Below are 18,557 nucleotides of genomic sequence, written 5' to 3' on the forward strand. Positions count from 1 at the left end.
TCCGGTCATTGACCATGGCGGACACCCGACGCTGCTTCTTCGCTACGCTGTCCGGATGACACGAAACCCTGCGCGGGACGAAGCGGTGCCGTCGGCGACTTGCGGACCAACCGCGCCGCGCGAGCTCGAGTCCGTCCGCCGCGCCAGCGTCCAGCTGCTGTCGATCCTGGGCCATGAATTGCGCAACCCGCTGAACGCGCTGGTCACGTCGGCCGAGGTGCTGCGCAGTGCGCCGCCCGGCAGCGCCGTCGCCGAAAGCGCGCGAGCGGTCATCGCGCGCCAGACGCGCAAGCTGTCGGACATGGTGGATCGCGTGCTGGAAGTGGGCCACCTGATGACGGACGACGTCGCGCTGTCGATCCAGCCCACCGAGTTGCAGGCTGCGCTGCAGGCCGCCGTGTCGGCCGCGGCGCCGCAGGCCGACGCGAGCGGCCATGCACTGGCGCTGGATGCGCCCAACCCGATCCGCGTGAACGCCGATCCCGTGCGTGTCGCGCAGGTGATGGCGCAGTTGCTGGCGAACGCGCTGCGTCACACGCCGGCCGGCACCGCCGTCGTCGTGAGCCTGCGGCGCGATGGCGGCGACGCGGTGATCGGCGTGCGCGACACCGGCCCCGGCATCGACGCGGCCGTGCTGCCGCACGTGTTCGATCCGTTCGCGCCGAGCCGGCGCGGGGCCGACCGGACGGGCGCCGGCCTCGGCGTCGGGCTGGCGCTGGCGCGGCGCCTGATCGAAATGCAGGACGGTTCGATCACGGTCGCCAGCGCGCCCGGCCGCACCGTGTTCGAGTGGCGGATGCCGGCGCTCGACCCCTGAGCGCAGGCGACATGGCGGCGCGGCACGCCGCGTGCCCCGTGTCGGGATGACCAGGCTGACCGCTCCGCCTGTTTCACCTTCACGCCGAACGCGCTGCCGGCACTGCGCCGGCTCGCGGAGGCCGGCTTCCTGCTGGTGGTCGTCAGCAACCAGCCGGCGTCGCGCAGCAGCGCTTCGGCCTGCCGGCGCTGCAGGAACTCGCGGACGCGATCGATGCGCAGCTGCACGAGGCCGGCGCCCCGCTGGCCGTCCACGTGGCAGAAGCTGCGGGTCTGGCGGTCGTGAGCGCCTCGCCGCGCAGCGCCTGCACGATGAAATTTCCTGCGGATCGCCGTAGACCTGAGCCGCGTTGAAGATGCGGGCGGTCTCGGACAGCGCCGCGGGCACGGCCTGCGCGATGTCGACCTGCGTCAGCGAGAAGTTCGGGTGCTCACGCAACGCCGCGAGGTGGCGCGGGTCGCCGGTCGAGTCGTCGTCGAGTGCGAGCAAAAGGCGGCCGGCGCCGATCAGGCGCTTGCACAAGTGGCTGCCGATGAAGCCGGCACCGCCGGGGATCGCGATCAGGTCGTCCATCCCGGCCCTCGGCAAGGGGCAAGCCCGCCGGCGGCCGGGCGCCGCGCCGGGAACGCCGTGTGCCCCGCCCTGGGACCCCGTGACGCGGCGCCCCTGCAAGGCCGGTGCGTCCGGGGCACCGGTAATTACTGCGGCAACGGTGGGTGGGCATGGGGCTCGCCCGTCCGATCCGCCCAGCGAAGCGAAGCCCATGAAACTGATCGCCACCGAATGCCGCCCGCCGCAGCCCGACACCGCTCCGCAGCCGCGCCGCGCGCTGCGGATCGCGGTGATCGGCAGCGGCTACGTCGGCCTCGTCACGGCCGCCTGCCTCGCCCGCTGCGGCCACGCGGTCGTCGCGGTCGATTCGGACGAGGCCAAGATCGCGCGCCTGGCCGACGGGCACGTCGACGTGTACGAGCCCGGCCTCGCCGACCTGATGCGCGCGCAACTGGTGGCGCAGCGCCTGCGCTTCACGACCGGGATCCAGGCCGCGTTGCGCGACGTCGACCTGGTGTTCGTCGCCGTCGACACGCCGGGGCGCAGCGACGGCTCGACCGAACTGGGCGCGATCGACGCGGTGATGCGCGACATCGCGGCAGTGGTGCGCGCACCCTCGGTGGTGGTGATCAAGTCGACGGTGCCGGTGGGCACCGCGCAGGTCCTCCAGCGGCAGCTCGACGAGGCCGGCGACAGCGACGCTCCGCGCGTGCTCTGCAGCCCGGAGTTCCTGCGCGAGGGAACGGCCGTGGCGGATTTCCTGCAACCCGAACGCATCCTGATCGGCGACGACGGCAGCGACGACGCCGCGCAACGCCTGCTGCTCGCGGCCTATGCGCCGCTGGTCGACGCCGGCATCCCGGTGCTGGCGATGGACACGCGCAGCGCCGAGCTGTCGAAGCACGCGGCGAACGCGGCGCTGGCGATGCGGATCAGCTTCGTGAACGAGATCGCGTCGATCGCGGGCGCCACCGGCGCGGACATCGAGAAGGTCTGCGACGGCATCGGCAGCGACCGGCGCATCGGCCGCTCGTTCCTGCGCGCGGGCCTCGGCTACGGCGGCTCGTGCTTCCCCAAGGACGTGGCGGCGCTGCGCGAGACCGCCCGTCGCCACAACGTGCGCTCCGACATGCTGCAGGCCACCGAGCGCATCAACGACCGGCAGCGCTGCTGGGCCTTCAACGAACTGCAGCGCGACATGGGCTCGCGCGGTCGGCTGCGGGGCCTGCGCGTCGCGATCTGGGGGCTGGCGTTCAAGCCCGGCACCGACGACGTGCGCTGCGCGCCGAGCCTGGCGCTGGCGGACCGGCTGGCGCGCGCCGGCGTCCGGCTGGCGCTCTACGACCCGGTGGCGATGGCGAACGCGCGCGCCGCGCTGGCGCACGATCGCCACACTCGTTGGGCCGAGTCCGCCGGCGACGCCCTGACCGGCGCCGACGCGCTGGTGCTCGCGACCGAATGGGACGAGTTCGTCGCGTTCGATCCGGACGCGGTCGCGGCGGCGCTGCGGCTGCGCACGGTCTACGACGGACGCAACGCGCTGGACGCGGCCCGCTGGACCGAGGCGGGGCTGCGCGTCGTGCAGGTCGGGCGGCCGATCTTGCCGCCGTCCGCACGCAGCCTGCGGCTGAACCTGGCGGCCGAGCAACGCGCGCGGCGCGTGCCGCTGCGCGCCGCCGGGCCGCTCGACATCGCCGCATGACGCAGCCCTGGTGCCCATCGATCGATAGAGGAATGCCGTGGATGTTCTAGAGCCCCGGGGCGCGGCGGGCGGGCCCGCGCCGCAGCGCGCTGCGATGAAGGCAGCCCTGTTCGTCGGCCTGGAAGGTACGTTGGTGGACGAGCCCCGGTTCGGCTCCGCGATCGGGCCGATACCCTACGTGCCCGGTGCGCGCGAGGCGCTTTCGACGCTGGCGCGCGCCGGCTTCCACATCGTCGTCGTCGCCAACCAGAGCGGCCTGGCGCTGGGCCGTTTCAGCCGCTGGGAGTTCTCCCGCCGCGAAGCGAAGCTGCAGCAGGAGATGCAGCAGGCCGGGGTCGAACTCGGACCGTTCGTGATCTGCCCGCATGCCCCCGGGCCCGACGGGCGCCCGGCCTGCCTGTGCCGTCTGCCCGCGCCGGGGCTGCTGGTGCGCGCCGCCCGATCGCGCGGGCTGGACATGGCGAGCTCGTGGATCGTCGGCAGCACCCGCGAGGAGGTCGAGGCTGGATGGCGCGCCGGCTGCCGGTCGGTGCAGCTGCAGGCCGCCACGTGCAGCGCTCCGCCGGCCGCGCCAGCGTCGGCGTCGACGTCGGTGCGCGAGGCGACTCGGCGCTGCGCCGACTGGACCACGGTCGTGCACGACCTGCTGACCGAACCGCACCGGGTACAGGCATTGCCCTGACCGTCCAGGCGGCACGCGCCTCGCGCCGCTCCCCCCACCCAACCGAGGAATCGACATGCCCAGCACCAGCACATCCACCAGCCGCCCGACCGCCAGCGCCGCGAAGAAGACCGCGGCCGCGAAATCCGCGCAACCCGACGCGCTGACCCTGCTGGCCAACGACCACCAGGAAGTCGCCAAGCTGTTCAAGGCCTACGAGAAGCTCGTCAAGGACGAGGCGGAGGGCGACGAGCGGCAGGAGATCGCACAGCAGATCTGCGAGATGCTCAGCGCCCACGCAGAGATCGAGGAAGACATCTTCTACCCGGCGCTGCGCGGCGCGCTCGACGCCGACGACCTGCTCGACGAGGCCGAGGTCGAGCACGCGACGGTCAAGGACCTGGTCGGCCAGATCGAGTCGATGGACCCGGACGACGACCTCTACGACGCCAAGGTCACCGTGCTCGGCGAGTACGTGACGCACCACGTGAAGGAAGAAGAGAACGAGATCTTCCCGAAGGCCCGCAAGGCCAAGCTCGACCTGGCGCAACTGGGCGCCGAACTGCAGAGCCGCAAGGGCGAACTGGTCGGCGAGTCGGACGCGGACTCATGACGTGTGAGCGAGGAACTCCGGCAGGAACGTCCGTTGCTGGCCGTTGGTGAAGGCCACGGTCACGCCCTGCGCCTCGACGGTCACGACGTGGGCCAGGCCGTGACGCCGCGTGCGCACCTGCTCGCCGATCGCGAACCCCGCGCGCGCCGTTTCTGCAGGCGCCTGTTCCCGGGGCGTTGACGGCTGCTGCGCCAGGTGCGCGGCCAGGCGAAGGCAGTTGTCGCAGGTGCCGCAGGGGTCCGCCGGCGCCGCGCCTTCCAGGTACTCGAGCAGCAGCTTCCAGCGGCACTGGCCGCTTTGCGCGTAGGCAACCATGCGCTCGAGCATGTCGCGGTCGCGCGAGGAGCGCGCCGCGCAGGCCTGCGCGAGCGACTCGAGCTTCGCGCTGTCCGGCGCACGGTCGCCGTGCAGGTGCAGCACACCGTCGCGAGCGCAGTCGATCAGCCCCTCGCCACGCAGCAGGTTGACGACGACCGCGACCTTGCGCCGATGGCCGAGGCGCTCGGCGAGCTGCTCGATCGTCCAGCCCGCCTCGTGCGGCGCCGACTCGCCGAGCGCATGGACCACCGCCTGGAATTCGTTCAGCTGCGGATACCGACCGGCCAGAAAGAATTGCTGCACGCCGCGATCACGCTCGACGTAGAGCAGCGTGCAGTCGGCGGGTTCGCCGTCGCGCCCGGCGCGGCCCGATTCCTGGCAGTACGCATCGAGCCCGGACGGCAACTGGAAGTGGATGACGAAGCGGATATCGGGCTTGTCGATGCCCAGACCGAAGGCGTTGGTCGCGACCATCACGCGCACGCTGCCGTCCATGAACGCGTCCTGCGCGGCATGGCGCCTGGCCGCACTCAGCCGGCCGTGGTACAGGCCGGCCGCCTCGCCGGCCGATGCCAGCGCCGCATGCAGTTCCTCGGCCGCCTTCACGGTGGCGACGTAGACCAGCCCCGCGCCGGCCGTGGCGGCGACACGCTCGACCACCCGCGCCTGCTTGTCCTCGGCGCGCGAGAAATGCTCGGCGCGGTAGTGCAGGTTCGGCCGGTACGAGCCGGTGCCGACGATGCCGTCGCGCGGGATCGCGAGGATCTCGGCGATGTCGTCGACGACCGGCGGCGTCGCGGTCGCCGTCAACGCGAGCACCGTCGGCTGGCCGAGCGACTCGATCGCGGCGCCGATCTCCAGGAACGCCGGCCGGAAGTCGAAGCCCCATTGCGACAGGCAGTGCGCCTCGTCGACGACCAGCAGTTCGACCGGCCGCGAGCGCAGCGCATCGACGAACTCGGGATTGCCCAGTTGTTCGGGCGTCGTGAAGACGATGCGCGCGCGGCCGTCGTCGATCGCCTGCCGCGCCTGCGCCGCCTCGCCGGCCGACAGGCCGCTGTGCAGCGCGATAGCGTCGATGCCGTAGTCGGTCAGGGCGTCGCACTGGTCCTTCATCAACGCGATCAGCGGCGAGATGACCAGCGTGCGTCCGTCGATCAGCACCGCGGGCAGCTGGTAGCAGAGCGACTTGCCGGCGCCGGTGGGCATCAGGGCCAGTGTCGGCAAGCCGGCCAGCACGCGCGCGATCACCGCCTCCTGGCCCTCGCGCAGTTCGCGCAGCCCGAACACGCGCTTCAGCGTGCGCCGGATCTGCGCGGGGGAGACGCCGCTCCGGGGGCGGTCCGTCAACGCCGGCTCGCGGGCGCGTCGCGTTCCACGTCGCCGCTGTCGCGGTCGTCGCTCGTGCTGCCGTCGTCGTCGGGATCGTCCTCGGTGCCTTCCTCGTCGGCCAGCTCGCCGGCGTCGACCGAGCGGCGCCGGTCGGCCGGATCGCCGGCGAGGCCGGGGTCGTCGACGATGCGGTCGGGCAGGATGTCGGCGCCGTCGACGGCGTCCGTGCCGTCGGCCGACGCGCGCTCGCCGGTGCCGCCGGCATCGGAGTCGCTGGCGGGGTCGGACACGACGGCGCCCCACTCGCCCGGGTTGTCCGGCGCGGTGGGCATCGGGCTCGCGCCCTGCACGTCGCTGCCGCTGTCGGACGAATCGCTCGGGCCGAGCCGGTCGACGTCCTTGCCGTCGGCCTGGCGGGCGGCCGCGTCGCCGCCGAGGATGCTGCTGGTGGCCATGGGGATCTCCACGTGAGTTGCGATCCCCCACACCGTACCGAGCGCGTGGCCGCGCGCTCGTAGGCCAACCGGACGTGCGTCGGTGGGAGACTTTCCGCCAAGCCTACAGGTCGAAGTTCGTCGGCATCATCACGACGTCGCGGATCGTCATGCCACGCGGGCGGGTCAGCATGAAGGTGATCACGTCGGCCACCTCGGACGCCTCGAGCAGGCTGCCCGTGTCGCGCGCCTCCTGCAGCTTCTCGGGCGGCCAGTCGGCGAGCAGCGCGCTGACCACCGGCCCGGGCGAGATCGAGCCGACGCGGATGCCATGCTTGAACACCTGGCGCCGCACCGTCTGCACGAAGCAGTTGATGGCCCACTTGGACGACGCGTAGACCGGCTCCCACGGCGTCGGGAAATGCGCCGCCAGGGAACTGGTGACGATGATGTCGCCACCGCGCCGCTCGATCATGTGCGGCAGCACATCGTGCACGTTCTTCATCACCACATTGACGTTCAGGTTCAGCATCCGGTCGATCGCGCCGGTGTCGTTGTCGACCAGGTCGCCGCCGACATACGAGCCCGCGTTGGCGTGCAGGATGTCGATCCGCCCGGCGAGCTCGAGCGCGCGCGGCACGAGGCCCGCGCAGTCCCTGGCGTCGAGCAGGTCGATGCGCAGCGGCGTCACGGCGTCGCCGTGCCGGGCGCGCACGGCCTGCAGCGCGGCCTCGTCGCGGTCGACCATGATCACGCGCGCACCCTGCGCGATCAGCGCCTCGGTGCTGGCCAGGCCGATGCCGGATGCGGCGCCGGTGACGAGCGCCACCTTGCCTGCGAGAGTCGTTGTCATGTCGCTGTCTCCTGTGATCGCGCGCACGCGGCGCACGTCGCAGGAGGATAGGTCGTGGCGCCGATCGGTGCGATCTGCAGCGCCGCGGATCCGATACTCTGTCGCAGCCCGCTACGGACGTTTCGAGGTCGGCGCGCGCTTCCTGACCGCGGGAGCCGCCGCGCCATCGCCGGCGCGCTGCTCCGACGCGCTCAGGGCGCCGGTCAGGCGTTGCTCGAGCCGCTTCGCGGCGCTCACGTCCGACAGCGTGATGACGACCCCGTCGATCCGGTTGGTGGAGGTGCGGTACGGCATCATCCGCACGCGGAAGAAGCGCTCGCCGGACGCCGGCACCTCGCGCTCCTTCGGCACCAGGTTGTGCAGCACCTCCTGCGCATCGCGGGCGACGTCCCAGCCCTCGAGCGCGTTGGTGATGTCGGTGATCGGCCGCCCGATGTCGGTCGGGATCAGCTTGAAGACGCTGACCGCCTGCGCCGTGAAGCGCCGGATGTGCAGCAGCTCGTCGAGGAACACCGTGGCGATCTCGGTGCTGTTGAGCAGGTTGCGCATGTCGTCGCTGGCCTGCGAGAGTTCGTCGACCTTGGCCTGCAGTTCCTGGTTGACGGTCTGCAGCTCCTCGTTCATCGATTGCAGCTCTTCCTTCGAGGTGGTGAGTTCCTCGTTGGTCGATTGCAGCTCCTCGTTGGTCGATTGCAATTCCTCGTTCGACGCGCGCGATTGCGCCGCGGCGCTGCGGGCTTCGTCGCGCGCGGCGCGCAGCGCGTCGCGCAATTCCGTCAGCTGCAGATCGCCGGCATCGCCGCGCTTCGGCCGGGCCGCGTCCTTCGCGGGCCGCTCGGTCCGGTCGGGCTCGACCTCGCGGAAGACGATCATCAGCATGCCGGCGAGCAAGGTCGGCGACGTGATCGGGTCGACCGTGACACGCATCTTGCGGGCGCCGAGATCGGGATCGAAGACCGAGCCGTCGACGCTGACGCCGCGCTGCGCCCGCACCGCGTCCTTGAACGCGGCGCCGAGCGGTCGGCTCAGGCCCTCGCGCGCCATCGCGAAGACGTTCCAGTTGGCCTTGCCCGCGGCCGGCTCGAGGTAGCGGCCGGTCTTGCCGCTGACGTACAGCACGTCGCCCTCGCGGTTCACCAGCACCGCGGCGGGCGAGTAGCGCTGCAGTAGCAGGTGGTCCGCGAGACCCTGCAGGCCGAGGTCGCCGTCGTCGGCGAGGCTGGCCCGGCTGTCCTGCGGCGCGAGCGCGACCGGGCGATCGAAGGTCGCCGGGAAGGCGACGAAGCCCGAACTGCGGAAGGTCTCCAGGCGACGGAACAGCTTGATCTCGCCCGGCACGGGCGCGAAGTGGTCGCCGGCCTGCCCCGTGGTTTCGGCGCGGCCCAGCAGCAGCAGGCCGCCGGGCTCGAGGCTGTAGTGGAACAGGCGCAGCAGCCGGCGCTGCAGCGCCGGTTCGAAGTAGATCATCAGGTTGCGGCACACCAGCATGTCGAGCTTAGTGAACGGCGGGTCCATCGCGACATTCTGCAGCGCGAAGATCACGGTCTCGCGCAGGTCCTTGCGGATCTGGTAGCCGGTGTCGTCGCGCACGAAGAAGCGCGCGAGCCGTTCCGCGGACATCGACCCGGCGATGCCGAGCGGGTAGCGCGCCTGACGCGCGCGGTCGATCGCATCGCTGTCGATGTCGGTCGCGAAGATCCTGAACGCGCGGGGCGCCGGCGCATCGAGTGCCTGCAGCGCCTCGGTCAGCACCATCGCGAGCGTGTAGGCCTCCTCGCCGGTGGAGCAGCCGGGCACCCACAGCCGCAGCGGCTTGGTGTCGCTGCGGCCCCTCAGGAACTCGGGCAGCACGACATCGCGCAGGTGATCCCAGACGCGCGGGTCGCGAAAGAACGAGGTGACGCCGATCAGCAGTTCCTTGAACAGCAGCTCCGCCTCGGCCTTGTTCTCGCGCAGCAGGCGGCTGTAGTCGTCCAGCGCGCGGCACTGGTGCACACCCATGCGCCGTTCGATGCGCCGCTGCAGCGTGCTCTTCTTGTAGTCGGCGAACTCGTGGCCGGTCTGGGCGCGCAGCGTCTGGACGATGGCCTCGAGGGCCTGGGGATCGTCTGCGACGAGCGACACGGGCTCGCCGTGCTCGTGCCGCCACTTCAGCAGGTGTGCGGCGATCAGCGCCGGCAGGTCGGCGGGCGCCGCCGCCGCGTCGGCCAGGCCAGCCTGCAACGCGCTGCGCGGCATGCTGTCGAATTGCGCGCTGTCCGGCGCCTGCACGAACGCCGCCCCGCCCCGGGCCTTCAACGCGGCGAGGCCCTTCGTGCCGTCCGAGCCCATGCCCGACAGCACGACGCCGACCGCACGGTCGCCGTAGGCAGCGGCCAGCGAGCGGAAGAAGGCGTCGATCGGCAGCTTGTGGCCCGCGCTCGCCTGCTGCGGCGTCAGCACGAACCGGTCCGTGTCGATTGTCAGGTCGCAGCCGGGCGGCACGACATACACGACGTCGGGCTGCACCGGGGCGTCCGGTTCGATGCTCTTGACGGGCAGGCGGGTGGCACGCTTCAGCAGTTCGGGCAGCAGGCTCGGCGTGCCGGCGCCGAGGTGCTGGATCACGACGAAGGTAGAGTCGCGCAAACAGCCCGCTTCGGACAGGAAGGCTTCGATGGCTTCCAGCCCGCCCGCGGAGGCGCCGATCCCGATGACCTGGAGCGACGAGCCGGCCGTCGTGGCGCGCTTGGTTGTCGGAGCGGCGGCGCGACGCGGTACCCTGTTGACTTTGCTGCTCATGAACGGCCAGTATGCCTTTGCAGTCGTCGACCGCCGGGAGAGTGGATCCATGAAACGATCGCCGTTCGATCCCGCCGACCTGCGACGCCAGGCCGAGAAGGCGCTGCGCGAGCGCGACCTGCCGGCGAAGGAGGAGCCGGACTCGCTGCGGCTGCTGCATGAACTGCAGGTGCACCAGATCGAGCTCGAGCTCCAGAACGAGGAACTCGTCGCGACCAACCGCGAGCTGGATACGCTGCGCGCGAAGTACCAGTCGCTGTACGAGGCGGCGCCGGTCGGCTACCTGACCCTGTCCGCCGGCGGCAACGTGCTCGACTGCAACGCGAGGGCGCTGAAGATGCTGGCACTCGACTACGCGGCCGTGCTGAAGCGGCCGCTGCGCGAGCGCTTCGACCCGCCGTCGCGCCCGACGTTCGACGCGCTGCTCGTCGACGCCGGCCAGGTCGACGCCGCGGCGTCGGCGGAACTGGTGCTGCGCCGCCCGCGGCAGATCCCGATGTACGTCCGCGCCCAGGCGCGCGCGCTGCACCTGCCTCACCACGACGGACAGCTGTTCCTGTTCGTGATGATGGATGTGTCGGCCCTGAAATTCGCCATCGACGACATCGCCGGCGTGATCGACAAGCGGGACACGGCCGCGTGAGCCCGCGTGCGGCTCCGCACTGAGGCGCCGGCAGCCACGTGCGGATCCGCACCCATCTGCTGCTGCTGACCGGGATCGTGCTGATCCCGGGACTGATCGCCGCAGCCGTCGCGGTCGAGAAGGTGCGCGAAGGCGAACGCCGTGCCGCGATCGCGGGCCTGAGCGAGACGGTGCGCGCGACCGCGCTGCTGGTGGATGGCGAGATCCAGCGCGCGCTGGGCACGCTCGAGGCGCTGGCGCAGTCGAGCCACCTGAAGACGGGTGACCTGCAGGCGTTCCACGCCGAAGCGGCGGCGACCGATCGACTGCCCGATGTCTGGACGGTGCTGGTCGACGAGACGGGCACCCAGCTGGTCAACACCATCGTGCCGTTCGGCACGCCGGCGCCGCCGCCGCCCCCACCGGCGGAAGGCCGGGAGCTGCTCGAGAAGTTCTTCCGGGCCGGCAAGCCGGCCGTGACCGGGCTGCGCACCGGGCCGGTGACGCAGCAGCTCGTGACGACCGTGTTCGTGCCGGCAGCAGCGTCGGCGCAGCGGCGGCTCGCGCTCGCCAAGTCGTTCTCGGTGGCGCACTGGCGGCTGACGGCGCTCCAGCCCAAGGACCGGCCCGACCTGATCGTCGCGGTGATCGATCCGACCGGCCGCTTCATCTCGCGCACGCGCGGCAGCGCCGAATTCGTGGGCCGCCAGGCGCGGCCCGAGCTGGTCGCCGCGGCGGCGCGCGCAAAGGAAGGCGTGATCCGCCACCACACGCTCGAAGGCATCGAGTCCTACGACGCGTTCGCGCACTCGGCGCTGACCGGCTGGACCATCGCCGTGGCCGCACCGATCGACAGCATCGAGGCCTCGGCGACCCAGGGCATCGCCTGGCTGGCGACCGGCATCGCCGCGGCGCTCGCCGTCGCGGTGATCGGCGCCTCGCTGCTCAACCGGGTGCTGATCCTCTCGATGGACAGCGCCACCGACGGCGCCCGCGCCCTCGGCCTCGGGCTGCAGGTCAACCCGCCCCGCACCCCGCTGGACGAGGTCAACGGCCTGAACCGCGCGTTGCAGCGCGCGAGCGATCTGCTCGTGGTCGAGAAGGCCGCGCGCGAAACGGTCGAGGGCGAACGCGAACGGCTGCTCGCCAACGAAACCGCCGCACGCCAGCAGGCCGAGACCGAGAACGCCGCGAAGGACAAGTTCCTGGCGCTGCTGGGCCACGAGCTGCGCAATCCGCTGGCGGCGATCAGCGGCGCGGCCGAGCTGCTCGATCGGCGCGCGCCGCTGGAGCCCGCCCTGCGGCGCTTCCTCGACATCATCCAGCGCCAGAACAAGCACCTGCGCCACATCGTCAACGACCTGCTGGAAGTGAGCCGGATGCTCTCCGGAAAGATCGCGCTGGAATGCCGTCCGCTGGACCTGGCGGGATGCGTCTCGACCTGCGTCGAGGCGTTGCGCACGTCCGACCAGGCGGCCGATCACACCCTGGTGCTGGACGCACGCAGCGTGTGGATCGACGGCGACGCGGTGCGGCTCGAGCAGATCGTCAACAACCTGGTGAACAACGCGCTGAAGTTCTCGGCAGCCGGCAGCGACGTCCTGGTCAGCGTGGGCGCGCAGGGGCCGCACGCGGTGCTGCAGGTGCGCGACCACGGGGCCGGCATCGAGGCGGAGTTCATGCCGCGGATGTTCGAGCCGTTCGTGCAGGGCCGCGCATTGCAGGGCCGCCAGCAGGCGGGCCTCGGCGTCGGACTGGCGCTGGTGCGAGAACTGGTCGAGCTGCATGGCGGCAGCGTCACGGTCGCCAGCGAAGGCGCCGGGCACGGCGCGACGTTCACGGTCAGGCTGCCGCGCGCGGACGCGCCCGCGTCGCGCGAGGACGGGGCCGCCGTGGCGACCGGCGCGCCGCCCGCGCCGCGCCGCCGCATCCTGCTGGTCGAGGACAACGCGGACGCGCGCGAGGCCATGGCGGCGCTGCTGGCGGACCTGGGCTGCGCGGTCGTCGAAGCCGCCGACGGCGAGGCGGCGATCCGCCTGGCGCAGCGGCAGCCGCCCGAGCTCGCGGTGATGGACCTCGGGCTGCCGGGGATGTCGGGCTTCGAGCTCGCCGCCGCGTTCCGACGCACTCCGGAGCTGCGCGACGTGCCGCTGATCGCGCTCAGTGGCTACGGCCAGGCCCGCGACCGCGCCGCCGCACTGGCCAGCGGCTTCGACGAGCACCTCGTGAAGCCGGCCGATGCGACGGTGCTCGCGAACACGATCGAGCGCCTGATCCGCAGCGCGACCGGGCGCAGGGCCTGAACGCCGCGGCTTTTCCTCCCCCGAGTTCGGGGGTCAGGATGCGGTGCTGTCCGACACCGCGACGCCGCTCGGGCGCCCAGACTAGAGGCCTCGAGGCGCCCAGAGCGTGGCCATGACCCCTTCACTCACCGACCAGGCAGACATGTCCTTGAACCTGACCGTTCCGGTCCGCATCCAGATCGTCGACGACCCGCTGCCGAACGGGAAGCAGAACCTGCTCGACATGACCGTGTGGCTCGCGCCGGACGAGGCGCCGGAGGTCCAGAAGGTCGCGCTGCGCACGATCGCCATCGGCTTCCTGGAACGCACCCTCGAGGCACTGCGCCAGCCGGCTCCCTGAGGCGGGCGGCGCACGGCGGCGCGTCAGCGCTGGAACAGGTCTCGGAAGGCGTCGCCGCTGATCGTCTCGGAGAAATCGGTCACGTCGACCCCGTTCATCAGTTCGAACGACGAGAACTGCCAGAGCGGCGGCGCGTCGTCGGCCGGGGCCGTGCTCAGACCCTCGAGGTCGAGGTCGAGCGGACCCGACACCACGTCCCACGCCATTCGCCGCAAAACATCCAGCAACTGCATGTTTGATCCCCGGGGTCGTTCAACGCGGCCGTTGCTAGCTAGCAACAATCGTGTGATTCTTCGCACCACCCCTAAGTATAGGGGGATTGAAACAACACGTTACATCGGGGTTCCTGCGGATACCGGCCGGCCCGCCCTTACTTGCGCGTTCTCGGCTTGGGGTTGAACAACTCGTCGAACAGGTCGCCGGGTACGGTGTCGTCGAAGTCGCGCACGTCGAGCCCGATCGCGAGGTCGAAGGACGACTGGACCCAGTTGCTGTCGCCGACTTCCGGTCGCCCCTCGAGCTCGGCAGGTGGCGCATCCGGCTTCGCCGGCGCAGCCGGGTCGAGCTCCACGAACTCGCCCATGGGCGCCTCGGGGGTCACGCGCCAGATGCGGCGCCGGACGGGGTGTTTCGGTCGTGCCATGGCTTGGGACCATGGTGCGGGCGCGATCCTGCGGGTGGAACCGGACGCGGCCGTGGTTGCGCTGGCGCCGTCGTCCTACAGGCCCGGGCTCGACGTGGGGGGACCGGCGGGTCGCATCATCTCGCGCAGGCGCTCGGTCAGGTCCTCGATCGCGAACGGCTTGGTGATCAGCGCCATGCCGGCATCGAGCATGTTCGCGACCGCCAGCGCGTTCTCCGCGTAGCCGGTCATCAGCAGCACCTTCAGCTCGGGCCGGTGCACGCGCGCCGCGTCGGCCACCTGGCGTCCGTTCAGGCCCGGCAGCCCGATGTCCGTGACGAGCAGGTCGATCTTGCGCGGGCCCATCAGGATCGCCAGGCCGCTCGGTCCGTCGGCCGCCTCGATCGCCTGGTAACCCAGGTCGCCCAGCACCTCGACGATCAGGCTGCGCACCACCGCCTCGTCCTCGATCACCAGCACCGCGTCGCCGGCGTTCGCGCGGTGCGCGCCGGTCCCGGCGGCCTCGCCGGGGAGAGCGAGCGGCTCGCCGCGGTAGCGCGGCAGGAACAGGCGCACGGTCGTGCCCCGGCCCGGCTCGCTGTCGATGCGCACGTCGCCGCCGGACTGGCGCGCGAAGCCGTAGATCATCGACAAACCGAGCCCGGTGCCCTGCCCGAGCGGCTTGGTCGTGAAGAACGGATCGAACGCGCGCGACACCACCTGGGGCGCCATGCCGGTGCCGGTATCGGTGACGGCAATGCGGATGTAGGCGCCCGGCGCGAGCTCGCCTTGCCGGCCGAGGCCGTCCGGCTCGACCTCGAGGTTGTCGGTGGCCACCGTCAGCGTGCCGCCGTCGGGCATCGCATCGCGCGCGTTGATGCACAGGTTCAGCACCGCGTTCTCGAGCTGGTTGGCGTCGCACAGCGTCAGCCACAACCCGTCGAGCAGCGCGAGTTCCAGCGCGATGCGCTCACCCAGCGTGCGGCGCAGCAGGTCCGCCATCGACGCGATCAGCGGGTTCGCGTGGACCGGCTTCGGGTCGAGCGGCTGGCGGCGCGAGAACGCCAGCAGGCGGTGGGTCAGCGCGGCGGCGCGCTTGGCGGAATGGCTCGCGTCGGCGATGAAGCGGTCGACTTCGTTGGTGCGCCCCTGCTCGAGCCGCCGCCGCACCAGCGCGAGCGAGCCGGTGATGCCCTGCAGCAGGTTGTTGAAGTCGTGCGCGATGCCGCCGGTCAGCTGGCCGACCGCTTCCATCTTCTGCGACTGCCGCAGCGCCTCCTGGGCCGCTTCGCGCTCGGCCGCCTCGCGGCGCAGCCTTTGCAGCGCAGTGCCCAGCTCCTCGGTGCGCTCGGCGATGCGCGTCTCCAGCGTGCTGTTGAGTTCGAGCAGCGCGCGTTCGGCGCGGATCTGCTCGGTGACGTCGCCGCCTTCGGCGAAGATGCCGCTGACGCGTCCGCCGTCGTCGAAGATCGGCTGGTAGACGAAGTCGAGAAAGCGCTCCTCGAGCGGCGCGTCCGGCTCGCGCTGCAGCATCACCGGCACGCCGCGACCGATGTAGGGCACGCCGTTGGCATAGACCTCGCCGAGCAGTTCGAAGAAGCCCTGGCCCTCCAGTTCGGGCAGCGCGTCGCGGATCGGCTTGCCAGTCACGTCGCGGTGGCCGATCAGCTGCGCATACGACTCGTTGATCAGCTCGTAGCGATGCTCCGGGCCGCCGAGCACGCACATGAAGCCCGGCGCCTGCTGGAACAGGCTGCGCAGACGGTCGCGCTCGGCGGTCCGGGCCCGCACCTCGGCCGACAGTTGCAGGTTGGCGTGGCGCAGCACCTCGGCCGCCTCCTGGCGCAGCTGGATCGCCTCCGCCAGCTCCGCGGCGCGGCGGCGCTCGGCGTCGTACGCGTCGGCGTTGTCGAGGCCGGCGCCGATCTGGCCGGCCAGCAGGCGGGCATAGTCCGGCAGGTCGCCATCGGCCGGGCGGTAGCGGTTCAACGCCAGGACCAGCAGACCGGACGGTCGCGACACGCCCTTGCCGCCGATCGCCAGCACCAGCGCCCGTTGCGGGGGCAGCGGCCACGGGCCCGTCGGCCAGGGACCGGCGGCCGGTTCGAGTTCGATCGCGAACTCGTTGGCGCCGGCATAGACCTCGGCGGCGCGCCAGCGCGCGGCCGCGGCGTCATCGAGCGCGAGCGGCGTGAGCGCGCTGGGCGGCTCCACGCCCTGCGCCGCGGCCAGATGCGGCCGGCCGTCGGCGTCGAACAGGTAGGCCAGCGAGAACGGGAAGTCGCGCCCGGCCGCGCGCAGCGCGTCGCCGGCCGCCGCCATGGCACGGGCGCGGGTGTCGCCCTTCGCCATGCCGGCGGACAGCAGGCTGAGCGTCGCGAGGCGGCGCTCGCTGAGCACGCGCTCGGTCTCCTCGCTGACGGCGCAGAACAGGCCCTCGACCCGGCCGCCGGCGCCGAGCAGCGGGCTGTACGAGAAGGTGTGGTACGTCTCTTCAGGGTAGCCGGAGCGCTCCAGCACGAGGTGCAGCGCACGGTCCCAGGTGGCGACGCCGTCGCGGTAGACCGACTCGATCCGGCCGCGGATGTCGTCCCAGATCTCGGCCCACAGTTCGCGCGTGGGCCTCGCCAGCGCAGCCGGGTGCTTGTGGCCGAGGGTCGGTCGGTAGGCGTCGTTGTAGAAGAACGCGACCTCCGGTCCCCAGCCCAGCCACATCTCGAAGCGCGAGGTCAGCAGGATGCGCAGCGCGACCTTCAGCGTCTCGGGCCAGTGCTCGGGCGGCCCGAGCGGCGTGGCGGCCCAGTCGTGCCGGCGCATCAGGTTCGCCATGTCGCTCTGGCCGACGAAGATGTCGGCGTACGGAACGTCGGCGGCTGACGGGTCCGGCGGGATCAAGTCAGGATCGGGCCGAGCGAGATCAGCGTCGCATCGCGGCGACGATCTCGTCCATCAGCGCATCGAGTTCATCGAGTTCGAACGGCTTCGGCAGCGAACGCACGTTCGTGCCGAGCGTGCCCAGTTCCTGGCCGAAGCCGTAGCCCGAGCACAGCACCACCCACTGCTGGCGGTCGAGGGCCAGCACTTCGCGCGCCAGCGCGGTGCCGGACATGCCGGGCAGGCTGACGTCGGTGACGAGCACGTCGAACCGGCCGGGCTGCCAGGTGGCGAGCGCGGCCTCCGCGTTCGGCACGGTCGTGACCTCGCGCACGTCGGATTCGAGCAGCATGCCGATCGTCTCGCGCAGATCGTCGTTGTCCTCGACGTAGAGGATGCGCAGCGGCGCGGCGCGGCCCGCCATCGTCACAGCGAGTCCTCGAGCAGCGCCCGGTACTCGTCATCGGTCGCGATCCGCGGGTTGGTCTTGTGGCAGTGGTCGGCCAGCGCGCCGCTGACGATCCGGTCGAACATCGCGTGCCCGACGCCCATCGCGGCCAGGCCGGACGGCAGGCCCAGGCGTGCGTTCAGGTCGCGGATCGCGTCGGGGATGTCGCCGCCGCTGGCCAGCCCCATCGCGCGCGCCATCCGGTCGAGCCGGTGCTCACGGGCCACGCTCTCGGCGCTGGCATTGAAGCGCACGACCGCGGGCAGGAACATCGCGTTGAGCGTGCCGTGGTGCAGCTTCGGGTTCGCGCCGCCGAGGCTGTGCGACAGCGAGTGCACCGCACCCAAGCCCTTTTGGAACGCCATCGCGCCCTGGATCGACGCGCTCATCATGTTCAGGCGGGCATCGCGGTCCTGGCCGTCGCGGGTCGCGCGTTCGATGTGGGCCCAGCCGCGCTCCAGGCCATCGAGCGCGATGCCGTCGGCGGGCGGGTTGAAGGCCGCGGCCATGAAGGTTTCCATGCAGTGCGCGATCGCGTCCATGCCGGTCGCGGCGGTCAGGCCGGGCGGCAGGCCGAGCGTCAGCTCGGGGTCGCAGATCGCCGAGCGCGGCAGCAGGTGCCACGAATGAAAGCCGAGCTTGCGGTGGTCGTCGGTGATCACGATCGCGCCGCGCGCGACCTCGCTGCCGGTGCCCGAGGTGGTCGGCACCGCGATCAGCGGCGCCGTGGCCTCGGTGATCTTGCCGCTGCCTCCCTCGATGGTGGCGTAGGTGACGAGCGGGCCGGGATGGGTCGCGGCGATCGCGACGCCCTTCGCGCAGTCGAGCGACGAGCCGCCGCCGACCGCGATCAGTCCGTCGCAGCCATGCTCGCGGTACAGCGCCGCCGCCTCGCGCACGGCGGCCTCGGTCGGGTTGGACGGCGTGCGGTCGTAGACGATGAAGCCACCCGGGCCCTGCAGCGAGGCCGGCAGCGCATCCAGCACCTTCTGCAGCACGCCCGCCGCGCGCACGCCGGCATCGGTGACGATCAGCGGCTTGCGGATGCCGACACGCTCGCACTCGGCCGCCAGCAGCTTGCGCGCCCCGAACTCGAGGTGCACGTGGGTGAGGTAATAGATCAGGGCCATGGAGCGGAGTCGGGGACGAGAAGTGCGAGGGAAGCGTGCACGTAGCACACGTGCAACGATACCAGTGCGCTGTGTATAGTTGTTCACAAATGGCTTTGGCGCCCCTCCCAGGGGAGCAAACGAGATGGACGTCCCGAGAAAGGGCTCGACGAGCA

The 18,557-nt window shown here is 71.6% G+C and carries 16 protein-coding genes and 1 pseudogene; 7 read left to right on the plus strand and 10 right to left on the minus strand.

Annotation, left to right across the window (positions count from 1 at the left end; translation table 11 throughout):
* Positions 1 to 55: 55 nt before the first annotated feature.
* Entirely contained in the window at positions 56 to 817 is a 762-nt protein-coding gene (locus ASC76_RS26130) for a sensor histidine kinase KdpD (RefSeq protein WP_056464650.1), read from the plus strand.
* Positions 818 to 1,153: 336 nt separating this feature from the next.
* Here the strand turns inward: ASC76_RS26130 and ASC76_RS26535 are convergent.
* A pseudogene (locus tag ASC76_RS26535) lies at positions 1,154 to 1,582 on the minus strand (NAD-dependent epimerase/dehydratase family protein); the annotation flags it as partial.
* Here ASC76_RS26535 and ASC76_RS08010 point away from each other — a divergent pair.
* The 3 genes from ASC76_RS08010 to ASC76_RS08020 all read left to right on the plus strand — a co-directional run bounded on the left by ASC76_RS08010 (position 1,581) and on the right by ASC76_RS08020 (position 4,345).
* Positions 1,581 to 3,071 (plus strand): UDP-glucose/GDP-mannose dehydrogenase family protein, encoded by a 1,491-nt coding sequence (locus tag ASC76_RS08010; RefSeq protein WP_056464652.1) that lies wholly within the window; start codon positions 1,581 to 1,583, stop codon positions 3,069 to 3,071. The pseudogene ASC76_RS26535 and the gene ASC76_RS08010 overlap by 2 nt on opposite strands.
* Before the next feature lie 94 nt (positions 3,072 to 3,165).
* A complete protein-coding gene (locus ASC76_RS08015) occupies positions 3,166 to 3,753 on the plus strand; it encodes an HAD-IIIA family hydrolase (RefSeq protein ID WP_056464654.1) in 588 nt (195 codons plus the stop codon).
* Positions 3,754 to 3,808: 55 nt separating this feature from the next.
* Entirely contained in the window at positions 3,809 to 4,345 is a 537-nt protein-coding gene (locus ASC76_RS08020; protein WP_056464656.1) for a hemerythrin domain-containing protein, read from the plus strand.
* Here ASC76_RS08020 and ASC76_RS08025 read toward each other — a convergent pair.
* The 4 genes from ASC76_RS08025 to ASC76_RS08040 all read right to left on the minus strand — a co-directional run bounded on the left by ASC76_RS08025 (position 4,340) and on the right by ASC76_RS08040 (position 10,063).
* Positions 4,340 to 6,013 carry an ATP-dependent DNA helicase RecQ gene (locus ASC76_RS08025; protein WP_056464658.1) on the minus strand — a complete coding sequence of 558 codons (1,674 nt, stop codon included), beginning with the start codon at positions 6,011 to 6,013 and terminating at the stop codon, positions 4,340 to 4,342. The genes ASC76_RS08020 and ASC76_RS08025 overlap by 6 nt on opposite strands.
* Positions 6,010 to 6,450, minus strand: a complete 441-nt coding sequence (locus tag ASC76_RS08030) for a hypothetical protein (RefSeq protein ID WP_056464660.1) — start codon at positions 6,448 to 6,450, stop codon at positions 6,010 to 6,012. Before ASC76_RS08030 ends, ASC76_RS08025 begins: the two co-directional genes overlap by 4 nt.
* A gap of 103 nt (positions 6,451 to 6,553) precedes the next feature.
* Entirely contained in the window at positions 6,554 to 7,282 is a 729-nt protein-coding gene (locus ASC76_RS08035; RefSeq protein WP_056464662.1) for an SDR family oxidoreductase, read from the minus strand.
* A gap of 111 nt (positions 7,283 to 7,393) precedes the next feature.
* Entirely contained in the window at positions 7,394 to 10,063 is a 2,670-nt protein-coding gene (locus ASC76_RS08040; protein WP_056464663.1) for a chemotaxis protein CheB, read from the minus strand.
* Between the two features lie 49 nt (positions 10,064 to 10,112).
* Between ASC76_RS08040 and ASC76_RS08045 the strand changes: the two genes are divergently transcribed.
* The 3 genes from ASC76_RS08045 to ASC76_RS08055 all read left to right on the plus strand — a co-directional run bounded on the left by ASC76_RS08045 (position 10,113) and on the right by ASC76_RS08055 (position 13,328).
* Entirely contained in the window at positions 10,113 to 10,706 is a 594-nt protein-coding gene (locus ASC76_RS08045; protein WP_056464665.1) for a PAS domain-containing protein, read from the plus strand.
* A 38-nt stretch (positions 10,707 to 10,744) separates the two neighbouring features.
* Positions 10,745 to 12,988: an ATP-binding protein gene (locus ASC76_RS08050; RefSeq protein ID WP_056464668.1), complete on the plus strand. Its 2,244-nt coding sequence runs from the start codon at positions 10,745 to 10,747 to the stop codon at positions 12,986 to 12,988.
* 112 nt (positions 12,989 to 13,100) lie between these two features.
* The gene (locus ASC76_RS08055; RefSeq protein ID WP_157615426.1) at positions 13,101 to 13,328 is read left to right on the plus strand and encodes a hypothetical protein; all 228 of its coding nucleotides are present in this window, start codon (positions 13,101 to 13,103) and stop codon (positions 13,326 to 13,328) included.
* A gap of 23 nt (positions 13,329 to 13,351) precedes the next feature.
* On the opposite strand, the gene ASC76_RS08060 is transcribed toward ASC76_RS08055, so the two are convergent.
* The 5 genes from ASC76_RS08060 to ASC76_RS08080 form a co-directional block, all read right to left on the minus strand.
* The gene (locus tag ASC76_RS08060; protein WP_157615428.1) at positions 13,352 to 13,561 is read right to left on the minus strand and encodes a hypothetical protein; all 210 of its coding nucleotides are present in this window, start codon (positions 13,559 to 13,561) and stop codon (positions 13,352 to 13,354) included.
* A 137-nt stretch (positions 13,562 to 13,698) separates the two neighbouring features.
* A complete protein-coding gene (locus ASC76_RS08065) occupies positions 13,699 to 13,971 on the minus strand; it encodes a hypothetical protein (RefSeq protein WP_056464674.1) in 273 nt (90 codons plus the stop codon).
* A gap of 75 nt (positions 13,972 to 14,046) precedes the next feature.
* Positions 14,047 to 16,845: an ATP-binding protein gene (locus ASC76_RS08070; protein ID WP_235580386.1), complete on the minus strand. Its 2,799-nt coding sequence runs from the start codon at positions 16,843 to 16,845 to the stop codon at positions 14,047 to 14,049.
* Positions 16,846 to 16,867: 22 nt separating this feature from the next.
* Positions 16,868 to 17,248, minus strand: a complete 381-nt coding sequence (locus tag ASC76_RS08075) for a response regulator (RefSeq protein WP_082548914.1) — start codon at positions 17,246 to 17,248, stop codon at positions 16,868 to 16,870.
* 2 nt (positions 17,249 to 17,250) lie between these two features.
* Positions 17,251 to 18,402: an iron-containing alcohol dehydrogenase gene (locus tag ASC76_RS08080; RefSeq protein WP_056464676.1), complete on the minus strand. Its 1,152-nt coding sequence runs from the start codon at positions 18,400 to 18,402 to the stop codon at positions 17,251 to 17,253.
* Positions 18,403 to 18,557 lie beyond the last annotated feature (155 nt).

The organism is Rhizobacter sp. Root404, from assembly GCF_001425865.1.
Taxonomy (GTDB): Bacteria; Pseudomonadota; Gammaproteobacteria; order Burkholderiales; family Burkholderiaceae_C; genus LMDS01.

Bases quoted from the DNA above. Each gene is read 5' to 3' on its own strand.
- ASC76_RS08015 (WP_056464654.1), top strand. From the start codon at position 3,166: ATGAAGGCAGCCCTGTTCGTCGGCCTGGAAGGTACGTTGGTGGACGAG.
- ASC76_RS08065 (WP_056464674.1), bottom strand. From the start codon at position 13,971: ATGGCACGACCGAAACACCCCGTCCGGCGCCGCATCTGGCGCGTGACC.
- ASC76_RS08060 (WP_157615428.1), bottom strand. From the start codon at position 13,561: ATGCAGTTGCTGGATGTTTTGCGGCGAATGGCGTGGGACGTGGTGTCG.
- ASC76_RS26130 (WP_056464650.1), top strand. From the start codon at position 56: ATGACACGAAACCCTGCGCGGGACGAAGCGGTGCCGTCGGCGACTTGC.
- ASC76_RS08075 (WP_082548914.1), bottom strand. From the start codon at position 17,248: ATGGCGGGCCGCGCCGCGCCGCTGCGCATCCTCTACGTCGAGGACAAC.
- ASC76_RS08045 (WP_056464665.1), top strand. From the start codon at position 10,113: ATGAAACGATCGCCGTTCGATCCCGCCGACCTGCGACGCCAGGCCGAG.
- ASC76_RS08055 (WP_157615426.1), top strand. From the start codon at position 13,101: ATGACCCCTTCACTCACCGACCAGGCAGACATGTCCTTGAACCTGACC.
- ASC76_RS08010 (WP_056464652.1), top strand. From the start codon at position 1,581: ATGAAACTGATCGCCACCGAATGCCGCCCGCCGCAGCCCGACACCGCT.
- ASC76_RS08030 (WP_056464660.1), bottom strand. From the start codon at position 6,450: ATGGCCACCAGCAGCATCCTCGGCGGCGACGCGGCCGCCCGCCAGGCC.
- ASC76_RS08080 (WP_056464676.1), bottom strand. From the start codon at position 18,402: ATGGCCCTGATCTATTACCTCACCCACGTGCACCTCGAGTTCGGGGCG.
- ASC76_RS08020 (WP_056464656.1), top strand. From the start codon at position 3,809: ATGCCCAGCACCAGCACATCCACCAGCCGCCCGACCGCCAGCGCCGCG.
- ASC76_RS08035 (WP_056464662.1), bottom strand. From the start codon at position 7,282: ATGACAACGACTCTCGCAGGCAAGGTGGCGCTCGTCACCGGCGCCGCA.
- ASC76_RS08040 (WP_056464663.1), bottom strand. From the start codon at position 10,063: ATGAGCAGCAAAGTCAACAGGGTACCGCGTCGCGCCGCCGCTCCGACA.